This window comes from Sediminicola luteus, assembly GCF_040566555.1.
In the GTDB taxonomy this organism is placed as follows: Bacteria; Bacteroidota; Bacteroidia; order Flavobacteriales; family Flavobacteriaceae; genus Sediminicola.
Map to the genome: position 1 here is coordinate 632,229 of NZ_JBEWYP010000001.1, position 23,339 is coordinate 655,567.

The 23,339-nt window shown below is 41.3% G+C and carries 24 protein-coding genes; 11 read left to right on the forward strand and 13 right to left on the reverse strand.

The window, feature by feature from the left end; genetic code table 11:
- Nucleotides 1-2: 2 nt before the first annotated feature.
- Complete coding sequence (locus ABXZ32_RS02760; RefSeq protein WP_354617155.1) at nucleotides 3-1,235, reverse strand: PAS domain-containing sensor histidine kinase; 1,233 nt, start codon at nucleotides 1,233-1,235, stop codon at nucleotides 3-5.
- A gap of 85 nt (nucleotides 1,236-1,320) precedes the next feature.
- Nucleotides 1,321-1,710, reverse strand: a complete 390-nt coding sequence (locus ABXZ32_RS02765) for a group III truncated hemoglobin (protein ID WP_354617156.1) — start codon at nucleotides 1,708-1,710, stop codon at nucleotides 1,321-1,323.
- 149 nt (nucleotides 1,711-1,859) lie between these two features.
- Between ABXZ32_RS02765 and ABXZ32_RS02770 the strand changes: the two genes are divergently transcribed.
- Nucleotides 1,860-3,248: an exonuclease domain-containing protein gene (locus ABXZ32_RS02770; protein ID WP_354617157.1), complete on the forward strand. Its 1,389-nt coding sequence runs from the start codon at nucleotides 1,860-1,862 to the stop codon at nucleotides 3,246-3,248.
- A 645-nt stretch (nucleotides 3,249-3,893) separates the two neighbouring features.
- Here the strand turns inward: ABXZ32_RS02770 and ABXZ32_RS02775 are convergent.
- The 8 genes from ABXZ32_RS02775 to ABXZ32_RS02810 form a co-directional block, all read right to left on the reverse strand.
- Entirely contained in the window at nucleotides 3,894-4,115 is a 222-nt protein-coding gene (locus ABXZ32_RS02775; protein WP_354617158.1) for a YgaP family membrane protein, read from the reverse strand.
- 278 nt (nucleotides 4,116-4,393) lie between these two features.
- Nucleotides 4,394-5,803 (reverse strand): MBL fold metallo-hydrolase, encoded by a 1,410-nt coding sequence (locus ABXZ32_RS02780; RefSeq protein ID WP_354617307.1) that lies wholly within the window; start codon nucleotides 5,801-5,803, stop codon nucleotides 4,394-4,396.
- A gap of 114 nt (nucleotides 5,804-5,917) precedes the next feature.
- Nucleotides 5,918-7,648, reverse strand: coding sequence for a SulP family inorganic anion transporter (locus ABXZ32_RS02785; RefSeq protein ID WP_354617159.1), 1,731 nt, complete (start codon nucleotides 7,646-7,648; stop codon nucleotides 5,918-5,920).
- Between the two features lie 65 nt (nucleotides 7,649-7,713).
- Complete coding sequence (locus tag ABXZ32_RS02790) at nucleotides 7,714-8,052, reverse strand: cupin domain-containing protein (protein WP_354617160.1); 339 nt, start codon at nucleotides 8,050-8,052, stop codon at nucleotides 7,714-7,716.
- A gap of 4 nt (nucleotides 8,053-8,056) precedes the next feature.
- Entirely contained in the window at nucleotides 8,057-8,836 is a 780-nt protein-coding gene (locus ABXZ32_RS02795; RefSeq protein ID WP_354617161.1) for an aldose epimerase family protein, read from the reverse strand.
- A 3-nt stretch (nucleotides 8,837-8,839) separates the two neighbouring features.
- A complete protein-coding gene (locus tag ABXZ32_RS02800; protein WP_354617162.1) occupies nucleotides 8,840-10,138 on the reverse strand; it encodes a M20/M25/M40 family metallo-hydrolase in 1,299 nt (432 codons plus the stop codon).
- 28 nt (nucleotides 10,139-10,166) lie between these two features.
- Entirely contained in the window at nucleotides 10,167-11,147 is a 981-nt protein-coding gene (locus tag ABXZ32_RS02805; RefSeq protein WP_354617163.1) for a PLP-dependent cysteine synthase family protein, read from the reverse strand.
- Between the two features lie 180 nt (nucleotides 11,148-11,327).
- Nucleotides 11,328-12,569, reverse strand: coding sequence for an ABC transporter permease (locus ABXZ32_RS02810; RefSeq protein WP_354617164.1), 1,242 nt, complete (start codon nucleotides 12,567-12,569; stop codon nucleotides 11,328-11,330).
- A gap of 3 nt (nucleotides 12,570-12,572) precedes the next feature.
- On the opposite strand from ABXZ32_RS02810, the gene ABXZ32_RS02815 reads away from it, so the two are divergent.
- Complete coding sequence (locus ABXZ32_RS02815) at nucleotides 12,573-13,811, forward strand: exo-beta-N-acetylmuramidase NamZ family protein (RefSeq protein ID WP_354617165.1); 1,239 nt, start codon at nucleotides 12,573-12,575, stop codon at nucleotides 13,809-13,811.
- 5 nt (nucleotides 13,812-13,816) lie between these two features.
- On the opposite strand, the gene ABXZ32_RS02820 is transcribed toward ABXZ32_RS02815, so the two are convergent.
- Nucleotides 13,817-14,668, reverse strand: a complete 852-nt coding sequence (locus tag ABXZ32_RS02820; protein ID WP_354617166.1) for a sterol desaturase family protein — start codon at nucleotides 14,666-14,668, stop codon at nucleotides 13,817-13,819.
- Between the two features lie 54 nt (nucleotides 14,669-14,722).
- A complete protein-coding gene (locus tag ABXZ32_RS02825; RefSeq protein WP_062055611.1) occupies nucleotides 14,723-15,220 on the reverse strand; it encodes a YkgJ family cysteine cluster protein in 498 nt (165 codons plus the stop codon).
- A gap of 63 nt (nucleotides 15,221-15,283) precedes the next feature.
- On the opposite strand from ABXZ32_RS02825, the gene ABXZ32_RS02830 reads away from it, so the two are divergent.
- On the forward strand, nucleotides 15,284-16,000 hold the full coding sequence (locus tag ABXZ32_RS02830; RefSeq protein WP_354617167.1) for a class I SAM-dependent methyltransferase: 717 nt from the start codon (nucleotides 15,284-15,286) through the stop codon (nucleotides 15,998-16,000).
- A gap of 64 nt (nucleotides 16,001-16,064) precedes the next feature.
- Nucleotides 16,065-16,880, forward strand: a complete 816-nt coding sequence (locus tag ABXZ32_RS02835) for a hypothetical protein (RefSeq protein ID WP_354617168.1) — start codon at nucleotides 16,065-16,067, stop codon at nucleotides 16,878-16,880.
- 105 nt (nucleotides 16,881-16,985) lie between these two features.
- Here ABXZ32_RS02835 and ABXZ32_RS02840 read toward each other — a convergent pair whose 3' ends face one another.
- A complete protein-coding gene (locus tag ABXZ32_RS02840; protein WP_354617169.1) occupies nucleotides 16,986-17,618 on the reverse strand; it encodes a 7-carboxy-7-deazaguanine synthase QueE in 633 nt (210 codons plus the stop codon).
- A gap of 213 nt (nucleotides 17,619-17,831) precedes the next feature.
- Here ABXZ32_RS02840 and ABXZ32_RS02845 point away from each other — a divergent pair, with 213 nt between their 5' ends.
- From ABXZ32_RS02845 to ABXZ32_RS02875, 7 genes are all read left to right on the forward strand, one after another.
- Nucleotides 17,832-18,728 carry a hypothetical protein gene (locus ABXZ32_RS02845; protein WP_354617170.1) on the forward strand — a complete coding sequence of 299 codons (897 nt, stop codon included), beginning with the start codon at nucleotides 17,832-17,834 and terminating at the stop codon, nucleotides 18,726-18,728.
- Between the two features lie 67 nt (nucleotides 18,729-18,795).
- Nucleotides 18,796-19,101, forward strand: a complete 306-nt coding sequence (locus ABXZ32_RS02850; RefSeq protein ID WP_354617171.1) for a hypothetical protein — start codon at nucleotides 18,796-18,798, stop codon at nucleotides 19,099-19,101.
- 84 nt (nucleotides 19,102-19,185) lie between these two features.
- Nucleotides 19,186-19,806 (forward strand): hypothetical protein, encoded by a 621-nt coding sequence (locus tag ABXZ32_RS02855; protein WP_354617172.1) that lies wholly within the window; start codon nucleotides 19,186-19,188, stop codon nucleotides 19,804-19,806.
- Nucleotides 19,807-19,903: 97 nt separating this feature from the next.
- Complete coding sequence (locus tag ABXZ32_RS02860; protein ID WP_354617173.1) at nucleotides 19,904-20,281, forward strand: hypothetical protein; 378 nt, start codon at nucleotides 19,904-19,906, stop codon at nucleotides 20,279-20,281.
- The gene (locus tag ABXZ32_RS02865; protein WP_354617174.1) at nucleotides 20,256-20,822 is read left to right on the forward strand and encodes an REP-associated tyrosine transposase; all 567 of its coding nucleotides are present in this window, start codon (nucleotides 20,256-20,258) and stop codon (nucleotides 20,820-20,822) included. The genes ABXZ32_RS02860 and ABXZ32_RS02865 overlap by 26 nt, the downstream gene beginning before the upstream one ends.
- 429 nt (nucleotides 20,823-21,251) lie before the next feature.
- Nucleotides 21,252-22,574, forward strand: a complete 1,323-nt coding sequence (locus ABXZ32_RS02870; protein WP_354617175.1) for a Gfo/Idh/MocA family protein — start codon at nucleotides 21,252-21,254, stop codon at nucleotides 22,572-22,574.
- A 190-nt stretch (nucleotides 22,575-22,764) separates the two neighbouring features.
- A complete protein-coding gene (locus ABXZ32_RS02875) occupies nucleotides 22,765-23,334 on the forward strand; it encodes a hypothetical protein (RefSeq protein ID WP_354617176.1) in 570 nt (189 codons plus the stop codon).
- The last annotated feature ends 5 nt before the right edge of the window (nucleotides 23,335-23,339 follow it).

The window sequence follows — 23,339 nt, forward strand, 5'->3', positions numbered from 1 at the left end:
TCTTAATTTAAATTATGTAATAAAGGTAGCTGAATATTAAAGGTTGAACCCTTATTTTCTTCGCTCGTAAACTCTATTGATCCTCCAAGATTTTCCAAGTGGCCTTTAACTATATTCAAACCTATCCCCGTACCTTGGGTCAATAGGGCATTTTCTGCCCTGAAATACCGATTGAATATATATTTTTGTTCCTCTTTTGGAATACCCATACCCTGATCTATGACCTTTAAAGTAACCATTTTTTTGTTATGTTCCACTTGTATATCTATGGGAGAGTATTCCGGGGAATATTTAATGGCATTATGTATGAGGTTGGATAAAATCAATTCCAGGATTTTCTCATCAAAATCTATGATCACATCATCTATATTATCCGGGTAACGTATGTTCTGCCCTGTTTTCAACAGCATATTCGCATCATAGATGACTTCGTTTACCAATTTGCTCAATGGGAACGTAGTAAACTTATAATTTACTTTCCCAGATTCCAATCGTTCCACTGATAGAAAATCGGTGAGGATGGTATCCAAGTATTTTACCTTGTTCTTAATAGTGTCCAGATGTTTGTCCCTTTTAGGCTGTTGATCACTTAACTGGTATTTCGATATCAGGGTGGCAGAGGTTAGGATGCTACTCAATGGTGTCTTAAATTCATGGGATACCAAAGAGAGAAACTTTGTCTTAAGCTCATTGAGTTCCCGTTCTTTCTTGAGGGCCATTTTGGCCTTGCTTTCTGCCTCTTTTCTTAGGTTGACCTCTCCCCTAAGCTCTAAAACGATATCATTTAATTCTTTGGTACGCAATTCTATTTTAGCCTCCAATTGGGAATTGAGATCACTGATCTGTCGCTCTTGATGTTTTCTTTGTGTAATATCTATGACCAGGGCCATTACATATGTGACCCCATCTACTTCAAAAGGATTGAGCCCAGCCTCGACGGGAAATTCTTCGCCGTTTTTTCGCATTCCGAACAAATCACGACCTTGACCCATTTGGCGTTTATTGCTCTTCTGCATAAAGCCCGCAAAATGACCGCCATGATTGTGATGAAATTTTTGGGGTATCAAGGTATTCAAGGGTTTCCCAATTAAGGCGCCATTGCTGTACCCGAACATTTCATTGGCAGAGTTGTTAGTGGCTACGATGAATTGTTCCCTGTTCACCACAATGATTCCTTCGGAAATAGCACTGGAGAGCAAATTAAAAATATTGCTGTTCTCTTTAAAAAATTTCATATCCCAAAGTTAACCTATTACATTTTGCTCTTGTAATATATTGAATAAAAACCGTTAGTGGAATTAGTTCCGCCCTCATTAAATATCAATTTAGATAATTTGCTCCCTTTTCCCTTAAAAATTGGATTTTATAATGGAACATTTCTGCCATTTTTTGAGCCCTCCATTTTGCCTCTTCCGCCTTTTCACCTTCAAAATGTTCGTCCAGGGTACTATTGAACAACTGCAGCCAACGATCAAAATGTTCTTGGTGCAACGGTAATTTGGCATGTGGGGCAAAGGGGCTTCCATAATAAGTATGATTCCCCAATAAGAGGGTCTGCCAAAATCCATACATTTTCTCCAAGTGGACTGCCCACTTATCACCAATTACCTTGTTGAATATAACACCTATCAGCTCATCTTGTCGGACTTTAGTATAAAAGGTATCCACCAAAAATTTTATATCCTCCAATGTCGCAATTTCCCGTTTCATTTTCTAAAATTACACCATAAAAAACATTAAAGGAAATACTCCCCCAATTCATTTTTAACTTACAAAATATTTAACCCTCCAGGCACCCTAGTCCTGCCTATTTTCCATTAAATTTATAGGCTCAAAACAACGCAGGGGAATTATTGGGAATGTTATATACGGTTATTGATATAGAAACCACAGGGAACGGGGTAAAAGGGAACAGGATCACCGAAATTGCCATTTTCAAGTATGATGGGGATACCATAATTGATGAATTTACATCATTGGTCAACCCAGAATGCGACATCCCCTATTTTATAACCGGCTTAACGGGTATCGACAACGATATGGTTCGCAATGCTCCAAAGCTAGAGGAGATTACCGATAGGATATTGGACATTACCAAGGACACCGTTTTTGTGGCCCACAATGTCAATTTTGACTATAATATTATAAAAAATCAACTCCAGGAACTGGGCATATCCTTTTCCCGAAAGAAGCTATGTACCATCCGCCTGTCCCGTAAATTGGTGCCAGGCCTACATTCATATAGTTTGGGAAAACTGTGCACTTCCCTTGATATTCCCCTTACCGATAGGCATCGGGCAAGAGGAGATGCCCATGCCACCGTTCTATTATTGAAGCGGATGCTAAATACGGAGGGAGCGGAGTCGGTCATACAAGCGTTTTTAAATTCCCGTTCCCAAGAGGCCACCTTACCCCCCGCCTTGTCCAAATTAAATTTTGATTCCTTACCTACTGCCAGTGGGGTCTACTATTTTAAGAACTCCAAAAAGAAGATCATCTATGTGGGCAAGGCCAATAACATAAAGAAGCGGGTGTTGGGGCATTTCTATGACAAATCATCCAAGGAAGTGGTCATGTGCCAGGAAACGGCCCATGTTGATTTTGAGCTTTCGGGGAGTGAATTGGTTGCTCTCTTGATGGAATCTGCTGCCATCAAACACCATTTTCCACAATATAACAGATCACAAAAGAGACCTACCCAACAGTATGGCATCTTCACCTATGAGGATAGAAATGGCATTCTTCATTTAGCGTTCAATAAGCTGAAGCAGGCACCCAATGCCTTTGTGACCTTCAATAACATTACAGAAAGTAGGGCCTATTTGGAACAGGTATGCATGGATTTTTCCTTATGTCCCAAATACTGCCATCTACAAGAAAATGTCACTGCTTGCTCACATTATAAGATCATTACCTGTGAAGGGATTTGCCGGGACAAGGAACCTGTTGCCAGGTACAACGAAAAAGTTAATGCAGCTGTGACGCATATGGTTGCCAAGAATGATGATATCATCATTAAGGAAAAAGGCAGGAGTTCAGAGGAGGAAGCTTTTGTCCTCATAAAAAATGGGCAATATTCCGGTTATGGCTTTATTGAAAAAGAAAATACAATTACTTCGTTGGAGGACATCGATGCCTTCATGAATCCACAAAAAGATAATTTAGATACCCAACGAATCCTTAAATCCTATTTAAGCAGAAATACGATGAATGTTATTCCCCTGATGGAACTGTTTGAGGCGAATTAAGGATTGAAGAAGGTAATTAGGGATCTTAAAGCTACCTATTTATTCATTTTTGAGTACATCCTCATCACAAAAAGGAGCCAGACAACAAAGATGATGCCTACGACAATGGAGTATATATAGATAAGTTCCATTACTTTTTGTACTTTAAATAGTTCATAAAACCTAAAATGGTTGGTGCCCAGAAGGCGATAAAGATGGCTTCAAGTTTATCTCCTTGCAAGAAATGGTATTCTGAAACAATTATTATGGATAATACAACTAGGAGCATTATGCAATTCATGACCCCTATTCTTTCGATAAAATCTTTAATCATTTTAACAATCATACTACACTTGAATATAAGAAAATACAACACACAAATAACAGAGGAATTAAGTTTTTATTAACATTTACAAACTCCTTCCGTATTGTTACAAATATAACTGTAATTGACCATAAAGCGTTCATTTAAAGCTATTGATATTTACTATGATTCCATGGTCTATGCTTATATAATAGTTGGGCGGGAATTAGTACGGCAACATGTTAGGTCGATGCGTTTTACCACAAGTAACGCGAGGAATAATGGATGTATTTTGAAGGGAGGGCCAGGAAATATTGCACAAAAAAAACCAACCTTCTGGTTGGATTCTTGGGATTTGATGTTTAAATATCCCCTCTCTTTTTTTTATGGCTAAAGGTATTCCACCCCAATAAGGAGTATAATGGACAAAAGCCAACAAGACTGGTAAGGGCAAAAATTCCTATGACCGCCAATAGCACGTAGGATAGGATCCCCCCTACAATATCATAATATATCAAAAGTCCCATGGCCAAGGCCAATATAAACCGAATCAACCTATCCACAGCACCCATATTTGTTTTCATGATCTTAGAATTATCAGTTCAGGAATTGAACTAGATATATTATAAAATTGGCAAGGCTTGCAACTGCTATCAATAGTAACGTCCCTATCACGAATTTAGTGAAATACATCGTTTTCATATCTTTACTCTTATAGTGTTCGTTGAGTAAATATAACGCGACCATAAAATATATAACATGACTTAGATCAGGCACTTGCATTATCCAGTGGCAGAATCGCGATACGCCCCATAAAAAAACCCCACCGATGGGTGGGGTCTTAGACTAATATTATATAAGATTAGAGGGTGGTCGGACAGACGAAGTCCGATACCGGAACACCAGTCTTTTTAAGAGCGCCAAAACCTCCCGCTATGTCGATCAGGTTATGAATACCTCTACTTTTAAGAATGGATGCTGCAATTACTGAGCGGTAACCTCCGGCACAGTGCACATAAAATGTTTCCTCTTTTGGAAACTCGGCCATATGATCGTTAAGGAAATCCAAGGGTGTATTCTCGGCATCCACAACGTGTTCGGATAGGTATTCGCTTTCCTTGCGTACGTCGAATACAGGGGCATGTGTACTAGCTTCAGACTTTTTAAACTCTTCAGCAGAGATGGAAGTAATGGTATCATATTCCTTCCCAGCTTTTTTCCAAGCTTCAAAACCACCTTTTAAATACCCTGTGGTGCCATCGAACCCTACGCGGGACAGGCGTGTAACCGTCTCCTCTTCCCTCCCTTCAGGGGTGATCAGCAAAATGGGTTGTTTTACATCTGCTATCAGGGCCCCTACCCAAGGGGCAAATCCTCCATCCAGACCAATAAAAATGGACTGTGGTATGTGGCCCTTCACAAATTCGTTTTGGTGCCTTACATCCAGTACAATGGCAGCCGTTTCATTGGCGGCCTCTTCGAATTCATCCGGAGAAAGGGCTATGGTCCCCCTTTCAATGACCTCTGAAATATCATCATATCCCTCCTTGTTCATCTTAACATTCAAAGGGAAATATTTTGGCGGTGGTAAGAGTCCGTCCGTGACCTCTTTTACAAACTCCGCCTTGGTCATATCTGCCCTAAGGGCATAATTCATGTTCTTCTGGTTCCCAAGGGTATCCACGGTCTCCTTCATCATATTCTTGCCACAGGCAGAACCTGCACCGTGCGCCGGGTATACGATCACATCGTCGGCCAAGGGCATAATTTTATTCCGTAAGCTATCGAACAACAGTCCCGCAAGATCTTCTTGGGTCATACTTGCTGCTTTTTGCGCCAGATCCGGTCTTCCCACATCCCCTAAGAAAAGGGTATCGCCTGAGAAGATCGCATGGTCCCTCCCGTTTTCGTCCCTTAACAAATAAGTGGTACTTTCCATCGTATGCCCTGGGGTGTGCAAGACCTTAATGGTAATATCCCCCAGCTTAAATTCCTGTCCGTCTTTGGCTATAATGGCATCAAACGACGGATTCGCATTGGGACCAAAAACAATTGGCGCCCCTGTTTCCTTGGACAAGGTGACGTGGCCACTCACAAAATCGGCATGAAAATGTGTTTCCAAAATATACTTTATCTCAGCCTTATCGGCCTTGGCCCTTTTTAAATAGGGTTCCACCTCACGTAACGGATCAATAATGGCAACCTCGCCCTTACTTTCTATATAATAGGCCCCTTGTGCCAAACAACCTGTATAAATTTGTTCTATTTTCATCATCAAATCTCTTTAGTTATATCTTACTCCCACACCTATGGTAGAAGTATTTTTATTCTTAATCGCTTTAATCTTCTACAAATTTAGCAATTACCATTCATGCACACAGTAACATTAGTTACCGAATATTCTACTCTGATGGGCCACATTCTTGCCCAAAAGGGATACATTGCCCGGATGGTCAAAATACTCCACGGCTTCGTTGATTTTTACAAATAGACACTCCTTGTGCAAAACATCTATGATACCCGTTGTAAAAATAATATCCCTGGTAGGACCAATTGCCCCAGCGATATAAAATTCAATATTCCGGGTATGGATTTCCTCAATAACATGCATCAGCATCTTAGCAGCGGTAGAATCTATATAATTGATTGCTTCTGCATTTAAAACCACCAATTTCAAAGCATCTCCTTTGGCCTCAATCTGTTTAAATAGTTGTGTCTTGAAGAAATTGGTATTCCCAAAATACAATTGGGCATCAAAGCGAATGATCAAAATATCATCACGCATGTCTATCTCATCCCCAAACCGCTCTATATTCTTATAATAATCGGTTCCCCTAATATTTCCCAGAACTGCAAAATGGGGCTTGGAGGTCCTATAGACCATCACTAATAAAGATACTAAAACGCCCACTAATATTCCTTCTTTGATCCCCACAAACAAGGTGAACAAAAAGGTAATGGCCAGCACCCCAAATTCATCCTTTCTATGTTTCCACAGACTTTTTGGGTAGGGTATATCTATAAGCCCAAAGACCGATACCATAATAATGGAGGCCAAGGCCGCATTGGGCAAAAAGTAGAATAAAGGCGTTAGAAATAGCAGGGTGACTACTACCAATAGTACACTGTACAAGGAGGCAATAGTTGTTTTGGCACCAGATTCCGCATTGATGGCAGAGCGGGAAAAACTAGAGGTTACAGGATAGGATTGAAAAAAGGAGCCTACCATATTGGAGGCACCTAAGGCCACCAGTTCCTGATTGGCATCTATGGTTTCCTTATTGGTCTTTTCTTCCAAGGCCTTCCCTATGGAAATGGTTTCCAAATACCCTACCAATGCCAAAGCGAGCGCTATGGGAAAAATTTCCTTAGCCCTATCCAACTCAAAAGCCGGGAGGTTAAAAGAAGGAAGACCTTCGGGCACTACCCCTACCACATTAACTCCAAAAGATTCCAAACCTAAAAAATATACGGCAAAGCCGCCCAACAGTACTACCAAGAGTACGGAGGGAATCTTTGGGTTCCATCGCTTTAAAAGTACAATGATCAAGATCCCAACAACCCCTATAGCAAGGTCGTATGGATTGGTACTCGATAAATTATTAAAGGCATTGAGGATCATTTGATGAAACTGATTGCTGTTGGGAATATTGGCCCCAAGCAGGTGTTTCAACTGACTAAAGATGATGGTCAGGGCGGCTGCCGATGTAAACCCGCTGATGACGGGTTTCGACATGAAATTTACGAGGAAGCCCATCCGCAAAAAACCCAAGGTCAATTGTATTGCTCCCACCATAAAGGCCAAAAACACGGCCATTACGATGTATTCTTCCATGGTGGTGATGGCCAAAGCCCCCAGTCCGGCCGCAACCAAAAGGGAATCCATGGCCACGGGCCCAATGGCTACCTGCCGAGATGTTCCCAACAAGGCATACACCAAAATAGGGAACAAGGAGGCATACAATCCATAAACCGGTGGTAGTCCGGCAATCATGGCATAGGCCATCCCTTGGGGAATTAGGATCACCCCAACGGTGAGTCCGGCCACCAGATCATTGGCAAAGAAATTCTTTTGGTATTTAGGCAACCAATCCAGAAAAGGGAAAAATTTACGCATGGGTCAAAATTAACATTTTTAGGATAGGCCTAAAGTAACATTTGCTACATTGGAATATTTAAAAATTAATCTGTGGCAATTCCGAAATATATCCATTCTACATTTTCTTCATATGGGTTACTCTGGGAGTGCATTTCTCCCGGGGCTATGGTGATACAATCCCCTACTCCCAAAATGACCTTATCTTGTTCCACCACAAATTCTACCCGTCCCTTTAGGATATAAAAGACCTCGTACATGGTAGGATGGTTATGGGTCTCCACAGACTGTCCCGGTTTAAAAACAGCGGAACTGAAATTCATAAGTTGTGGAATGGTCCCTTTTTCCAAAAGCACCTTTTTCCTGATCTCCTCATTATGGCTAACCCCAACCTCAGCTACATCTAGTGAACGGACAATTTTCATAAAATTATTCTTCTGGAATTAAGGTTACGGTACACACTTTGGGGTCTTTCCCTAATTCCTGAAATCCTGTTGCCAACCGCTGTTGGGTTACCGCATAGGGATAAAAGGTGATGGGCTCTATACAGACCATATTGGGAACCTCTGTCCATAACATAAAGCTTCCGAACCCTTGGGTTGTAATGGTGAGGTTTTTTTTATCGCATAAGGTAATGGAGGTGCAGTCTTTCACCTCTAGTGCCCTGCTTCCTACGTCCAAAACCTCTTCAAGGGTAATTTTCCTTGCCCCCGTATCAATGACAGGAGCCAAATTATGCAGGTAAAAGGCTGGGTGGTAGCCCAGCATGTAGGGCATCCCTTCCTCTCCAGAAATGGTGAAGGCAATTTCCAAAATAGTCCCTTTCAGTTCATAGCTTTTTTCAAAGCTGAAATCATAGGGCCAGGTCAAAAATGCCGCACTGGATTTTTCAGGGAATTTCGAATTTTTTATCTCTGTGCCCGAGCTGTATTTTTTGAGATAGACCACCTTGGTATCGGTTTGGGAAACCAATTCATAGGCCAGCTCCCGCAAAAGTCCATGTTGGTCCTGCACGGCCATGCCATTAGGGGTTTCCACCATAAAATCGGCCTCACTGGTAGGTCCGATAATAGGAAACATTTCCGTATCGGAATTACGCCAACCCGGATTCCCTTTTTGATGGATATACTCATGGCGGCCCACCTTGAAACTGACCAGTTCCCCGGCATCTATGTGCACCTTACATCTGGCAGAAGTTAATTTTTCCATTGTTTATTGATTGATAAGTCTGTAAATTAAAATGGCAGTACGTTTGGTAAGGTCTTCAATGGTATTGAGGTTAATGGTCTCCTGAGGCGTATGCGCCCCTGTTCCCATAGCACCCAGACCATCCAGGCAATCCACATATTCGGCCACAAAGGAAATATCTGCAGCTCCCCTTTTTCCGGGGTCATAACCCAAAACTTCGCCATACCCCAGATCCACGCTCACCTGGCTCAGCTCTTCCAACAACCGTTGGTTGCCGGGCGTTGGACCCATGGCCGGATAGCTGTCCGTAAAACTGATGGTTGCAGAGGTCTGTGGCAGGTTATTGGCAACAATGGCCCTCATTTTTTCCCTTGCATTTTCTTTTTGTTCTTCCGAGATAAAACGAAGTCCACCATGAACCACCGCCGATTGTGCCACCACATTGGTTTTTCCAAAGGCCGTACCCTTACTGGTCATCTCGTCATAGGTCACAAAAGTACCACCCAACAACGTTCCCGGATTAAAGGTTAAAAACTCTTCGCCCTTTACCTCGTTATAAAATTCATTAAGGATGCGCGACATTTCAAAAATGGCACCCGCTCCTGTATTATCATTAAAAATCCCTGAGGAATGTGCCCTTTTTCCGGTCACTTCCACCTTCCACCCAGAAGATCCCCTTCTGGCCACGGTGGCATAGTTAAAACCTGTGGACGTTTCAAAATTTAGGGCGATATCGCTCCGCTTGGCGGCTTCTATCAAATCCTTTCTACTGACGTCCAAGGGCTTGCCGGTACTTTCCTCATCGCCCGTAAAAGCTACTATGATCTGTGCATTAGTAAGGAGACCGTTATCATGCAGGGCCTTTAGGGCGTATAAAAGAATAACATCCCCTCCCTTCATATCATTGCCTCCCGGTGCATGGGCAATACTATCGTTTACCATTTCAAAGGTCTGAAACGGACTGTCTTCTTCAAAGACGGTATCCAAATGCCCAATGAGGAGCAATTTTTTTCCTTTTTTACCTGTAGTTTCGGCAAACAGATGCCCTCCCCTATTCATTTCCTGGGGCATTTCTATCCAATTGGTCTTAAAATTGATCTGATCAAAGGCATCCTTGAACACCATGCCCACCTCTTTTACCCCTTTGGCGTTTAGCGTACCGCTATTGATATTCACCACCTTTTCCAGGAAACCTATGGCTTCTGTATTGTTGGCTTCAATGCTCTTTACTATTTTCTTCTCTGTTCTGGAAAGTTTTTGGGCAAGAACAACCGTGCTGCATATGGTACATAGCAGAAAGCTTAAAGCGTACTTTAATTTCATGGGAAAGGTTATTAGGGTTTATACCCTACTAATCTATAAAACCTTTTTCTCGCATCCAATCCTCATTGAACATTTTACCTACATATCTGCTACCGTGATCATGGAAAAGAACCACAACCACATCATCCTTGGTGAAATGTTCCTTTAATTGAAGCAGGCCTTTTACGGCGGCACCTGCCGAATTTCCTAAGAACATTGCTTCTTCCTTTGCCAATCTGGCGGTGTAAACGGCGGCATCCTTATCGGTAACCTTGGTAAAACCGTCTATGACGTCAAAATTCACATTCTTTGGTAGGATATCCTCTCCAATACCTTCTGTGATATATGGGTATATTTCGTTCTTGTCGAAAATCCCTGTCTCGTGGTATTTTTTAAATACGGAGCCATAGGTATCTATTCCCCAAACCTTCACATTGGGGTTCTTCATTTTCAAATAGGATCCTACTCCGGAGATGGTTCCCCCGGTTCCTACGCCCACTACAAAATGGGTGACCTTCCCGTCTGTCTGTTCCCAAATTTCAGGTCCGGTACTCAGAAAGTGCGCCTTGGTATTTGATGGATTGTCATACTGGTTCACATACCAAGAATTAGGAATCTCGGTGGCCAATCTTTTGGCTGTGGAATAATAACTTCTTGGATCTTCCGGTTCCACATCGGTTGGACAAACATGAACCTCACTGCCCATGGCCTTGAGAATATCTATCTTTTCCTTGGACTGCTTATCGCTGATCACACAGATCATTTTATACCCTTTTACCACTGCTGCAAGGGCCAAGCCCATTCCGGTATTCCCAGAGGTCCCCTCAATGATGGTGCCACCTGGTTTTAGGATTCCTGCTTCCTCCGCATCTGTAATCATCTGTAAGGCCATACGGTCCTTTACAGAGTTACCAGGGTTAAAAGTCTCGTATTTAGCGAGCACCAAACAAGGTAGTTCTGCCGTTAATTTATTCAATTTTACCAAGGGGGTGTTCCCGATGGTTCCCAATATGTTTTCTGCGTATTCCATAGTTACTGCAAAGATACAATTTTACTAATTTTTGTGATACTATTCACCCACTTCTCTCAGCCCAAAAATTGAAATTTCTTAGTCCGTTGATTTTCAGGAAGGCCAGCCTTGGTTCCATTACAAAAATCAGGGATATTAGGGTTGATTTTGTTGCTGGTCGATCTACTAAGCAGCCAATTCCTACTCGAACTTAATCGCCTTTACAGGGGATATTTTGGTGATAATATAAGAAGGGATCAGAAGCATTAAGAGGCAAAGGAACAAAACCCCAATATTGAGGGTAAGTACTGTGATCACGTCCAGATGTACAGGAATATAATCTATATAGTATTCCTGCGGATTGGGAAATTTGAACATACGGTATTTCTCCTGTGCCAAAAGTAGTCCCAAGCCCAGTAGATTGCCCCAAAAGAGACCAACGCCAATTAAATAGGTGGCATTGTACAAAAACACCTTTCTGATGCTCCAGTTGCTGGAGCCCAAAGCTTTTAGGATCCCTATCATTTGGGTACGTTCCAAAATAAGCACCAAAAGGGCGGTGATCATATTGATGCCCCCTACAATGACCATTATCCCAATGATAAGCGCGATATTAAAATCGAAGAGCCCTATCCATTCGAAGATCTTATAGTATTTGTCCTTTATATTCTGGGTGTCCAGATTGGAGAGTGTCTTCCCGTAAATCTCTTTGGTCTTCTGGTCTATATCATCAAAATTATGGAGGAACACTTCAAAATTCCCTGCTTCGTTGCTCTCCCATTTGTTCATCCGTTGGATGTGGCGCAGATCTATAAAAATGTAGTTACTATCAAATTCCTCAAATCCGCTGTCATAGACGCCAACGATTTTAAATTTCCGTTGGTTCGGGATTTGGGAAGGGTCGTCATCCTTCAGGAAAAAGGTAAAAAAAGAATCCCCCGTTTTGAGCTGTAATCTAGTGGCGAGAATTTGGGAAATGAGCACCTCATCATTTAAATCACCAGTATACTTGGGCAACGTACCAGTAACCAGATAATCCTTGAATGCCTTCCACTCGAAATCCTTGCCAACCCCTTTAGCAATTATTCCCTCAAAAGTATCCTCAGTTCGGATGATTCCGCCTTTACTGGCTACCGCCTGCACATGGCTAATACCATCAATGTCCTTAAATTCCGGGTAAAATTCCTGTTCCAGGGATACGGGAACCACCGATACGTCGGAGGTATTGTTATCGTAGTTGTAAATTTGGATATGCCCGTTAAAAGCGGCCACTTTTTCGCGAATTTTATGCTTGAGGCCTACGCCCGTGGCAATGGCAATCAGCATCATGATTACCCCCAATGCAATAGCTACAATCGCTATTTTTATAATTGGTGCGGAAATACTACTTTTATGCTCTTTGCCCTTGATAAGTCGCTTGGCAATAAAAAATTCTAAATTCAATCTATGGGGTTTTTATCCATTTTCAAAAGTACATTTTTATTGTGGGTTTTGATACTTTCTTCTTGTGGAAACAAAATGACATCCCACAAAAATACCAACGATAGCATTACCGCCCAAGTCCCGGAGCCTGTTTTGGCTACTGTGGTCGTGGCCGCCAACAGCACTGCGGAATATCTACCTTTGCTCAAGAATAAAAAGGTGGCCATAGTGGCCAACCAGACCAGTGTCATCTTCAAAAAACAAGGCTATACCCATTTGGTGGATTCCCTTCTGGCCCTTCAGATCGATGTAAAAAAGGTCTTTGCCCCAGAGCACGGTTTCCGTGGGGAGGCAGACGCCGGGGAAGTTGTAAAAGACGGACTGGATACCAAAACCGGACTGCCCTTGATATCCCTCTATGGAAAAAATAAAAAACCATCGGATGAACAATTGCAAGGTTTGGATGTGGTCCTTTTTGATATCCAGGATGTGGGAGTTCGTTTCTACACCTATATCGCTACCCTACAATTGGTGATGGAAGCCTGTGCCAAGAACAATATTCCCGTGATTATTTTGGATAGACCCAATCCCAATGCCAGCTATGTGGACGGCCCTACCATGGAGGCCAAGCACACCAGCTTTTTGGGGATGACCACTATCCCTTTGGTCTATGGGATGACTATTGGCGAATACGCCCAAATGCTAAATGGTGAAAATTGGTTGGAAGGCAAAAAGAAAGCCGACATCACCGTGATCCCCTTAAAAAACTACACCCATAATACCGAGTACCACCTGCCGATAAGGCCTTCCCCAAACCTGCCGAATGACAAGAGCATTAATCTATATCCAAGTCTAGGACTTTTTGAAGGGACCAACGTCAATGCAGGGCGGGGCACGGAATTTCAGTTTCAACGTTATGGGGCTTCTTTTATAAACCCTTCAGCCTATGATTTCACCTATGTGCCCAAACCCAATTTCGGATCCAAATATCCCAAGGAAGAAGGCAAGACCTGCTACGGGAAGGACCTTTCCAATAGTCCACAACTGCAACGGGTCACCCTGGCATGGTTGATAGATGCCTATAAAAACACTACCGATAAGAGTAAATTTTTCTTGACCGATTCCTTTACCAAACACTCGGGAACGGAAAAACTACAGCAGCAGATTGAAGCCGGACTTTCCGAGGAGGCCATCAAAAAAACATGGCAAGCCGACTTGGATGCCTTTAGAAAGATTCGGATAAAATATTTAATGTACGACTAGAGCTTTTATTGCTCAGCCTTTAAGGTAGGAGCATCTACTGCCCTATTTCGCTTTTTCTTAAAAGGAATTCCCAAGAGCTTGCCTATGTTAGCATTGTCCGCCGCATTGGGATGGGTGTCTACCCCATAGACGATATCTTCATTGGGCAGTTTAGTGAAAGTGCCGAGGAGTCGGTCCCAAATAGAAAAGATATTCCCATAGTTGGAATCTGTATACGGCAATACATAATGATGGTGCACCTTGTGCATGTCTGGGGAAACAATCACGTAACTCAACAGATCATCCAACTTTTTTGGCAAGGTGATATTAGCATGGTTGAACTGTGACAAAACAACGGAAAGTGATTGATATAGCATAACGATGCCTATGGGCGCCCCAACCACCAATACCCCAAAACAGGTAAACAAAAAACGAATGACGCTCTCCCCCGGATGGTGCCTATTGGCGGTAGTAGTATCTACCTCATGGTCTGTATGGTGGATCAGGTGAAAACCCCAAAGTACTTTTATCTTATGCTGCACCCAATGTGCAAACCATGCCCCAATAAAATCCAACAATAAGACCCCTAATAAAATCTTGCCCCATAACGGCATACCACCCACCCAGTTTAGAATTCCAAAATTATGGGTCACGGTCCAATCGCTGGTCTTTAAAAGGATAAAGGCAAGGGCAAAATTGACCACAATGGTAGTGAGGGTAAAAAAGATATTGAGGGCCCCGTGCCTGAACTTCTTATACTTGAACCTAAACAAGGGCACGGCGTATTCCAACAGCCAAAAGAAAGTAATCCCAGACGCCAGGATGATACTCCTATGGGAAGAGGGAATGGTTTCAAAATAACTGATAATGGATTCCATACTTGCAATATAAACAACCTGCCCAACATTTCAAATGTGGATTAAAGCGTGACCTTATTTTAATTTCACCCTTCGCTTCATTTCCTCTACAATATTGAAGGCGGCGGGGCAAATGGCCACATTCTTAAGGGTAAGGTTAGATATCTGCTGGAACTTTTTACGATCGGTATGGGGAAACTCCCTACAGGCTTTTGGCCGCACATCATAGATCATGCAGTAGTTCTCGGCATCCAAAAAGGTACAGGGCACGCTCTGCAGCACATAGTCGTTCTCCTCATCCACCCTAAGGTAGGTATCAATGAATTTTTGGGGTTTTAGGCGAAGGTGTTTGGCAATCCGCTCCACATCGGCAGTAGTGAACAAAGGTCCTGTGGTCTTACAGCAATTGGCGCAGGTAAGGCAATCGGTGCGCTGGAATTCCTCCTCATGGAGCTCCTGCATCACATAATCCAGATCTTTGGGCGGCTTCTTCTTTAATTTAGCAAAGAATTTCTTGTTTTCCGCGTGCTTTTCCTTTGCTAATTTTGGGAGGTTGCCTAATACTTCGTCCATGGGGCAATAAACTTTTTAAAGTGGGCCAAAATTCCCACATTTGCATGGAAAAAACAAATTTAAATGGAGAAGGACATTTTTGGGAACGCTATCCTGGATTATCAATTGGGCACCTATACGGAGGATATCAAAACCTACTCCTCCCTGGACGAGGAAGATGTTATTCCCGTACCCTATCTCTTCCGCACCTTTAAGGCAATGCCCCCTTTGGAGCAAAAAGCCCTAAAACTGTGCAAGGGCAGCATTTTGGATATTGGTAGCGGGGCAGGGAGCCATAGCCTTTACCTACAGAAAAAGGGCTTTGATGTCACTGCGCTGGACCAGTCGCACGGAGCCGTGGAAGCCTGCAAACTGAGGGGGATAAAAAAGGTGGTGGAGTCTGACCTGTATGATCTTAAGGACCAGAAATTTGATACCCTTTTAATGCTCATGAACGGGATTGGCATCGTGGGGAAACTAAAGAACCTGGATAAATTCTTCACCCATATTAAAACGTTGTTGAAACCTGGGGGACAGTTGTTGTTAGATTCCAGTGATATCATCTATATGTTCGAGGAGGACGAGGATGGCGGGTATTGGCTACCCGACACGGGAAATTATTATGGGGAGGTGACTTTTACCATGGAATACAAAAAGAAAAAGACCGATGAATTTCCTTGGCTTTATATAGATTACAATACGTTGCAACGTGCTGCACAGAGCTCAAATTTTAACTGTGAGCTTGTAAGCGAGGGAGAACATTACGACTATTTAGCTAAGCTTACCCTAGATTTACAATAGAACCAATTTGGTTTCGTTATCGTAAGTACAGGTAGTGAACTAAGAATTAAAGATTTTTGATGCTATGAAATTGAAATATGTTTTCCTAATACTAACAGCCTTTTTAACCGTTTACAGTTGCTCCAAAGACTCCAGTGACGGCGGCACAGAGGAACCACCAAAAATTAATAAGACTCCTAACCTTCAGGGGACCGGGGATTCTGCCAATGACCTTTTGGCCAATAGCACCTATACCAAATTATTGATAGAGATCGCCTATGTGGAAGGTTTTAGGCCTACGGCCCGTACCGAAGCCGATGTAATAGAATTTTTAAAGGAGGTGACATTTAAGCAAGATGTTCAGGTCATCTTTAAATCTTTACCCTCTCCTAAAAAGACGTCCTTATCCCTTGAGGAAGTGGACGAGCTGGAGCAGGAGAACAGGACCGTTTACAATACAGAAGATACTATAGCCGTATATATTTATTTTGCCGATGCCCCATCCGACACGGATACACCCAATGGTAATTCGGCCACTTTGGGAGCGGTATACCGCAATACTTCCATGGTGATTTATGAGAGTACCGTGCGCAAACTGGCAAATTCCAGTGTATTGATCTCTTTGGCCACGGCCGAAACCGCTACCATGCACCATGAGTTTGGACATTTGTTCGGACTGGTGAATTTAGGGAGCACTATGGTGAACCCACACGAGTCCCAATCTCAGAATGAAGAGGGACAGTTGGTGGGCGATAGCCACTGTGATATAGATGGATGTTTAATGAATGCCGAACTGGAATTTGGTTCTGGAATGAGAAAAATGTTGGTAGCCAAGAACGGGGCCGTCCCTGAATTGGATGCGGAATGCATGCTGGACCTTCAAGCCAACGGAGGCCGGTAGATCTTGCCTCTTGAGACTTACGTCTTGTCTCTTGAATCTCTCGTCTTACGTTTTGATACTAAACTAAAAAAGCTCCTTTTGATAATTCAGAAGGAGCTTTTTTTATTAGGGGATATTTAAATATTTATGCGTCTGTAGGGAGACCTTCCATTTGGGGTTCTTCATCACATAGTCTACGATCAGGGGGACCATTTTATCACGTACGCTCCATTCTGGTTGTAGGTATAGGATACAGTTGCCGTTTACTTTAGCTGCCTGTTCCTCGGCAAAGATAAAATCGTGCTTGTTAAAGATGATCATTTTCAGCTCATGGGCCTTGTCATAGATGATCCCTTCCGGCAGTTTGTTCTTTTTTGGGGAAAGGCAGATCCAGTCCCAATGGCCGGTAAGCGGGTAGGCTCCGGAAGTTTCTATATGCACCTGCAGGTTTTTGTCCTTTAGGGCAGCGGTAAGCGGATTCATGTCCCACGTAAGGGGCTCGCCCCCAGTCACTACAATGGTATCCGAATATTTCGCGGCATTGTCCACAATGGCAGAGATATGTGTTGGAGGATGTGTTTCTGCATTCCAGCTTTCCTTAACATCACACCAATGGCAGCCCACATCGCAACCCCCTACCCTAATAAAATAGGCGGCGGTGCCCTTGTGGAACCCTTCTCCCTGTATGGTATAGAATTCCTCCATTAAAGGGAGCATTTCCCCTTTGTCCACCAATGCTAAAACTTCATTTTTTACCATGGCGCAAAGATACGATAACCCATTTAATATTTAGGCATGGGATTGTGGAGATAAAAACATCTATAAAATAGATTATTTTCTTAATAATTTATGTAGATTTAGGCGGAGAATATTCTCGACATGTTGGTTTGGTGGCAGATCACATTTAAAGGAGGATTATTTGGAGTTTAATTGAATTGCTTCTCTTTAGTCATAGATCACGCTTAATTAAATATGGGTTATAAAAATTTTGACTTAATTGATTATGGATGGGTTGCTGTTAGGTTTATCTGCGATAGCTGTGGCACAAAATTAATCTCAGGAAAAATTCCAATTCCGGACATTGATTACCCTGATTTAGATGTAGATGGAACCCCTTGTTTAACTAATATTGATAATAAAAGATGTCCAAAATGTGGTAAATATCACACTATCCATGTAGGTATTCCTAATGTGAATGATAATACGGAACCATATATTGAAATTGATGGAATAGATAAGAGAGACATCCTTGATGCAATAACTTATGATATATGGGAAGAAATTTATGACTATGATGCAGTAGATGCCATTCTAAGTACTGATCAGTCTATTGGTCGATTTATTAATGATATGGAGGATTTATCTCAGCTAAATTTAGCTGTCTTCGAAAAGAAATCCCTCCAAATTGCACTTCACCGACAAATTTTTTCTGGTGCAATTACATGCTTAGAGGATTACCTATCTTCTACTCTTATCAGAGAAGTAATTGGAGATGAAGTTAATTTTCGAAAATTTGTGAGTACATACCACGGTCTAAAAAATCGGAAATTTGAACTAGGTAATATTTATAGTCAACTAGACGAACTTTATGAAATAGTAAAAAGGGAACTTTTGGATGTAATCTACCATGACTTACCTAAGGTAAAAGGAATGTACCATGACACTCTTAAAGTTCAATTTCCAAACATGGAAAAAATTATTAAAAACATTAAAACCCGACATGACATAGTTCATCGAAATGGAAAAACAAAAGGCGGTGAATACATTAAGTTAGATAAAGAAGATGTTGAAAAACACATTAAAGAAACTATAGAATTTGTCGTATTTATCGAGAAGCAAATAAATCCCGATTTTTCACTACCAAGCTAGCGCGAGCGTCACGCTCGTGCCTAAGTGGTAGGCTACGATTCATTCAATAACCTATGTAAACTATATTATGGAATTATCAATTTTCACAAGAACATATAGACGAAGCTTAATTCATTTGGCTTTAATAATAACCGCTTTTGTCCTAATCCATTTATTTGGAGATTTTGAAAAATATCCATTCATGTTCCTTGTTGGCATTCCACTGCTAATAGTAGAGGTGTCAGGAGTAGCTGGTTTCATCAAATTGATCAGGAATAGGCATAAAGAAAAGGATTACCGATATGTCATTGCCTTTATGATCAATGGCTTGATAACATTGCTATTGGTGTTTACCATATTCATTTTCATAAAAACAGTCCTAAAGCTACTCTAAAACCCTCCTCTAGTGCGAGCGTCACGCTCGTGCCTAAATAGTAGGCTACGTTTTATTCAAAAACCTATATAAACTATTTTAAAAATGATCGATAAACTTGGAGGAAAATGGTTAAATGTTAGCGGAGGAAGACCATTCGGCCAACCTTTCCTTATTGTATTTGAGAATGGAAAAATAAAATATTCCTTTTTAAATAAAAACTCAAAAAATCTAGTGCTAGCCGAAACTAAACAGGATAAATTCAATGAAGATGTTTCTTCATTCACTAAAATAGAAATTATCAATCCAAATAGGATTAGATTATTTCGAAAAGGAGTAAGACATATACTTATTCATGATGTGGAATCTAGAACGGAAGACGTAATATTTGAGGAGGATTATGTCAGATTATTGCCTACAAAATCACACCTATCTGAAAGTCGAATTCAACTTATGAAATATGATCTTAATTGGAAGCATGAAAAGGTCATAATTGAATTTAATACCATTTTAGATAGGACTTATATCCAAGAAATCAACAAAAGATTAAACCAGCAAGGAACTACAATTCTATTAGAAAAAATAGACCAAACACTTCTATTTTCAATGCTTTACAATAATTTTAGAACCTTAATTATGCCGATAATAAATGTTGATGATGAAAAAATGATTTTATGCGGATTTCCAGAAAAGCCATATGAGGTCATTGCTATGCGAACAAATTAAACGTATTATAACACTGACTGGCTACGCTAGCGCGAACGTCACGCTCGTGAATGCAGAGGCATTATTATTATAATATTGAAAAGAATATATCAACCTTATGAGTCTGAAAATAAACCAATATCAATATGTATTATTTTTAATTGTTTTCCTTACTGGAGAACAATCTTTTTGTCAAGGAAATACACAAATAACATTTTCAGAAAATCAGACCATGTCCTATTTGGAACCTATAATAATATACAATTCTAAAAAAAGGAATGCCAATACATATGAACAATATGCTGAATCTATAAGAACATCATTGGATTCGCTATTTAAAAATGAAGCAGATAAATATCATTTGTCTGAAAAAATATTATTACCCAAAAATAATAAGAAACTTACCCCGCTGGCGCGAGCGTCACGCTCGTGCCTTCAACATTTAAGAAACAAAATATTCAATAATCAAATTGAGCAGAAAATACAAATTCCATAACCCGACCGCAGCCTACTTTGTAAGCTTTGCAACCGTGCATTGGATAGATGTATTTACAAGGCAACCTTATTTTTCGATATTGGAACGGGCCATTGAACATTGCAGAAAAGAAAAAGGTATGGAGGTATTCGCTTATTGTTTTATGCCCAGTCATGTACATTTAATCTTTAGATCAACCAATGGAGATCCATCTGGCCTTTTAAGGGACTTTAAAGGCTTTACCGCAAAACAGATGATAAAAGAAATTGAAGAAAATCCTCAAGAGAGTAGAAAGGAATGGCTATTATGGATGATGGAAAGGGCAGGAAAAAAGAAAAGTAATGTATCAAAAAGACAGTTTTGGCAGCAGCACAATAAACCTATAGAACTATGGAGCGATAAGGTAATAAAACAGAAAATAGATTATATCCACTATAATCCTGTAGAACAAGGCTTTGTTACCGACCCCATAGAATGGAAATATAGCAGTGCCAGAAATTATGTTGATGATGATACGATATTGAAAATTGACAATGATGGTATAGACCTGGGATTTCTATGAAATCTCATAAGAGACAAAATTTTCGAAATAGGCCGAGTACACGAGCGAGACGCTCGCGCTAGCATAGGACAATAGGGCCAAAGGACACGAGCGAGACGCTCGCGCTAGCAAGAGAAACAAAGATTTTGAAATTGGCTGAGGGCACGAGCGAGGTGCTCGCGCCAGAATAGGGGAGACGCTCGCGCTAGCAGAGGCGTCATGCTCGTGCCATTACAACTTCAAAAAGTAGTATTTTAAAATGATTGAAAATTTTCAATTGCCAACAACGGTACAATTTAAGGTTTAAATTAATGGTTCTTTTGACAGTCAAAGGCTTCTAATAAACTTCTTGTTTGATAACCCCTAAGTGTCAAACGTGTCGATTTTAATCGGCGAAACCCTAAAATCCTATTTAATAAATGATTATTTTAAGGGATCAATTCCTTTCAAATGAGCAATCGAAGAAAATTTTTAAAAAATCTAGGGGCAGCCTCCATTGCAACCACCTTACCCATAAGTCACATTTCCACTTCCCAAACTGTAAAGAACAAAGATGTTATACATGTTGGTCTGATCGGGGTTAATGGAATGGGTTGGTGGGACCTGATCTCTTTTCTAAATAACAAAGACACTAAATGTACTGCCCTTTGCGATGTGGACGCAGGCTTATTAAAAAGTCGTGCCGAAGAACTGGAAACTATGAACGGGCACCGACCAAAAACGTTTACTAAACATGAGGAACTGCTAAAAATGAAGGATTTGGATGCCGTCATTATTGGAACACCGGACCATTGGCATTGCATTCAAATGACCGATGCCTGTATGGCAGGAAAGGATGTCTATGTAGAAAAACCCATCGCTAACAGCATTGCGGAAGCTGAGCTCATGGTAAAAGCAACTAGAAAATATAATAGGGTGGTTCAGGTTGGGCAGTGGCAGAGGAGCGACCCGCATTGGATCACTGCTCTTGAATATCTTAATACTGGCGCCTTGGGAAGAATCAGACAGGTAAAAGCTTGGGCGAATGTGAATTACGGTCGTGGCTTTGAAGTGGTCCCTGACACTGAACCCCCTCATGGTGTAGATTATAACCGTTGGCTAGGGCCGGCCATAGAAAGGCCATTTAACAAAAATCGATTTCATGGTTCATTCCGCTATTTCTGGGACTATGCGGGAGGTCTTATGACCGATTGGGGAGTTCATATGTTGGATATGGTTTTACTGGGAATGAATGTTACGGCTCCAAAATCGGTAGTAGCTATTGGGGGAAAATTGGCATTTCCCAATAACGCTGCAGAAACACCGGATACCCTTACCACGGTTTATGATTTTGGCGGTTTCAGTTTAATCTGGGAGCAGTTTATGGCCATGGGAACCTCACCATATCTGGAAGAAACAGGCGAACCCGGCGTAGCCTTTATAGGAGAAAAAGGGATTCTGGCAGTAAATAGGTCAAGTTGGAAGGTAATACCTATTCAGGAAGATGGTAAATACCTTACTGAAGTTTTTCCTCCAAGAAAAAGTACCATCAATGGGGTAGAGTTACATGCTAAAAACTTTTATGAATGTATCAAAAGCAGAAAAGACCCCAATTGTACCATTGAGATGGGACGCAATGCAGCCCTAGTTGCCCATTTGGGAAATATAGCCTACAAAACCGGAAAAAAATTGGAATGGGACAATCATAAAGGGATCATCACAAATTCAACTGAAGCCAATGCGCTTCTAAAACCTAGCTATAGGGCTCCATGGAAGTTATGGCAAGTAGACTAGGAAGGTGTTAATTAATAAAGAATTTAGAGCTAAAAAAGCCTTTTCATAAATCCCCTCTAACGCGAGCGTCACGCTCGTGAAAGTTGAGAATTTTTATGGCAGTGCATGGAACTCTTTCAACTTATCTTTACCTTGTATACTGTTCTATAGAAGAACGGTGACAACTAAACCTTTATTTACTTCTTTAAAAATGATGAAAAAAGTAATTCTATCTATGCTAATGCTTGCCTTCCAATTCAGTTTTTGTCAATCAGAATCTGGGTCGGACGAATTTTGGAAAACATTAAAATCGTATTGCGGGCAATCTTTTGAAGGGGAAATAACAGCGGGAGCTTCGGCCGACGATCCTTTTACGGGCAAAAAACTTATAATGCACGTAAAAAGCTGTGAAGAAAACCGAATCCGAATTCCCTTCTTTGTCGGAGAGGATAGATCACGTACTTGGGTTTTAACTTCACAGGACAATTTCATCACCCTCAAACACGACCATCGACATGAAGATGGAACTCCGGATAAAGTGACCCAATATGGAGGCACCTCAACCAACACGGGATTATCCACTATCCAATTCTTTCCTGCCGATCAAGAAACGTGTGATTTGATTCCACATGCATCCACAAATGTTTGGTGGATTACAGTTGACGATAAGTCGTTTACGTATAATCTGAGACGACTTGGTACGGAAAGAGTTTTTACAGTGAGTTTTGATACCAGCAAACCTATTGAAACACCCAACGCGCCATGGGGTTGGGAAGAATAACAGAC

Coding starts and splice junctions, on each gene's coding strand:
- ABXZ32_RS02760 (WP_354617155.1), bottom strand. CDS start 1,235: ATGAAATTTTTTAAAGAGAACAGCAATATTTTTAATTTGCTCTCCAGT.
- ABXZ32_RS02765 (WP_354617156.1), bottom strand. CDS start 1,710: ATGAAACGGGAAATTGCGACATTGGAGGATATAAAATTTTTGGTGGAT.
- ABXZ32_RS02770 (WP_354617157.1), top strand. CDS start 1,860: ATGTTATATACGGTTATTGATATAGAAACCACAGGGAACGGGGTAAAA.
- ABXZ32_RS02775 (WP_354617158.1), bottom strand. CDS start 4,115: ATGAAAACAAATATGGGTGCTGTGGATAGGTTGATTCGGTTTATATTG.
- ABXZ32_RS02780 (WP_354617307.1), bottom strand. CDS start 5,803: ATGAAAATAGAACAAATTTATACAGGTTGTTTGGCACAAGGGGCCTAT.
- ABXZ32_RS02785 (WP_354617159.1), bottom strand. CDS start 7,648: ATGCGTAAATTTTTCCCTTTTCTGGATTGGTTGCCTAAATACCAAAAG.
- ABXZ32_RS02790 (WP_354617160.1), bottom strand. CDS start 8,052: ATGAAAATTGTCCGTTCACTAGATGTAGCTGAGGTTGGGGTTAGCCAT.
- ABXZ32_RS02795 (WP_354617161.1), bottom strand. CDS start 8,836: ATGGAAAAATTAACTTCTGCCAGATGTAAGGTGCACATAGATGCCGGG.
- ABXZ32_RS02800 (WP_354617162.1), bottom strand. CDS start 10,138: ATGAAATTAAAGTACGCTTTAAGCTTTCTGCTATGTACCATATGCAGC.
- ABXZ32_RS02805 (WP_354617163.1), bottom strand. CDS start 11,147: ATGGAATACGCAGAAAACATATTGGGAACCATCGGGAACACCCCCTTG.
- ABXZ32_RS02815 (WP_354617165.1), top strand. CDS start 12,573: ATGGGGTTTTTATCCATTTTCAAAAGTACATTTTTATTGTGGGTTTTG.
- ABXZ32_RS02820 (WP_354617166.1), bottom strand. CDS start 14,668: ATGGAATCCATTATCAGTTATTTTGAAACCATTCCCTCTTCCCATAGG.
- ABXZ32_RS02825 (WP_062055611.1), bottom strand. CDS start 15,220: ATGGACGAAGTATTAGGCAACCTCCCAAAATTAGCAAAGGAAAAGCAC.
- ABXZ32_RS02830 (WP_354617167.1), top strand. CDS start 15,284: ATGGAGAAGGACATTTTTGGGAACGCTATCCTGGATTATCAATTGGGC.
- ABXZ32_RS02835 (WP_354617168.1), top strand. CDS start 16,065: ATGAAATTGAAATATGTTTTCCTAATACTAACAGCCTTTTTAACCGTT.
- ABXZ32_RS02840 (WP_354617169.1), bottom strand. CDS start 17,618: ATGGTAAAAAATGAAGTTTTAGCATTGGTGGACAAAGGGGAAATGCTC.
- ABXZ32_RS02845 (WP_354617170.1), top strand. CDS start 17,832: ATGGGTTATAAAAATTTTGACTTAATTGATTATGGATGGGTTGCTGTT.
- ABXZ32_RS02850 (WP_354617171.1), top strand. CDS start 18,796: ATGGAATTATCAATTTTCACAAGAACATATAGACGAAGCTTAATTCAT.
- ABXZ32_RS02855 (WP_354617172.1), top strand. CDS start 19,186: ATGATCGATAAACTTGGAGGAAAATGGTTAAATGTTAGCGGAGGAAGA.
- ABXZ32_RS02860 (WP_354617173.1), top strand. CDS start 19,904: ATGAGTCTGAAAATAAACCAATATCAATATGTATTATTTTTAATTGTT.
- ABXZ32_RS02870 (WP_354617175.1), top strand. CDS start 21,252: ATGAGCAATCGAAGAAAATTTTTAAAAAATCTAGGGGCAGCCTCCATT.
- ABXZ32_RS02875 (WP_354617176.1), top strand. CDS start 22,765: ATGATGAAAAAAGTAATTCTATCTATGCTAATGCTTGCCTTCCAATTC.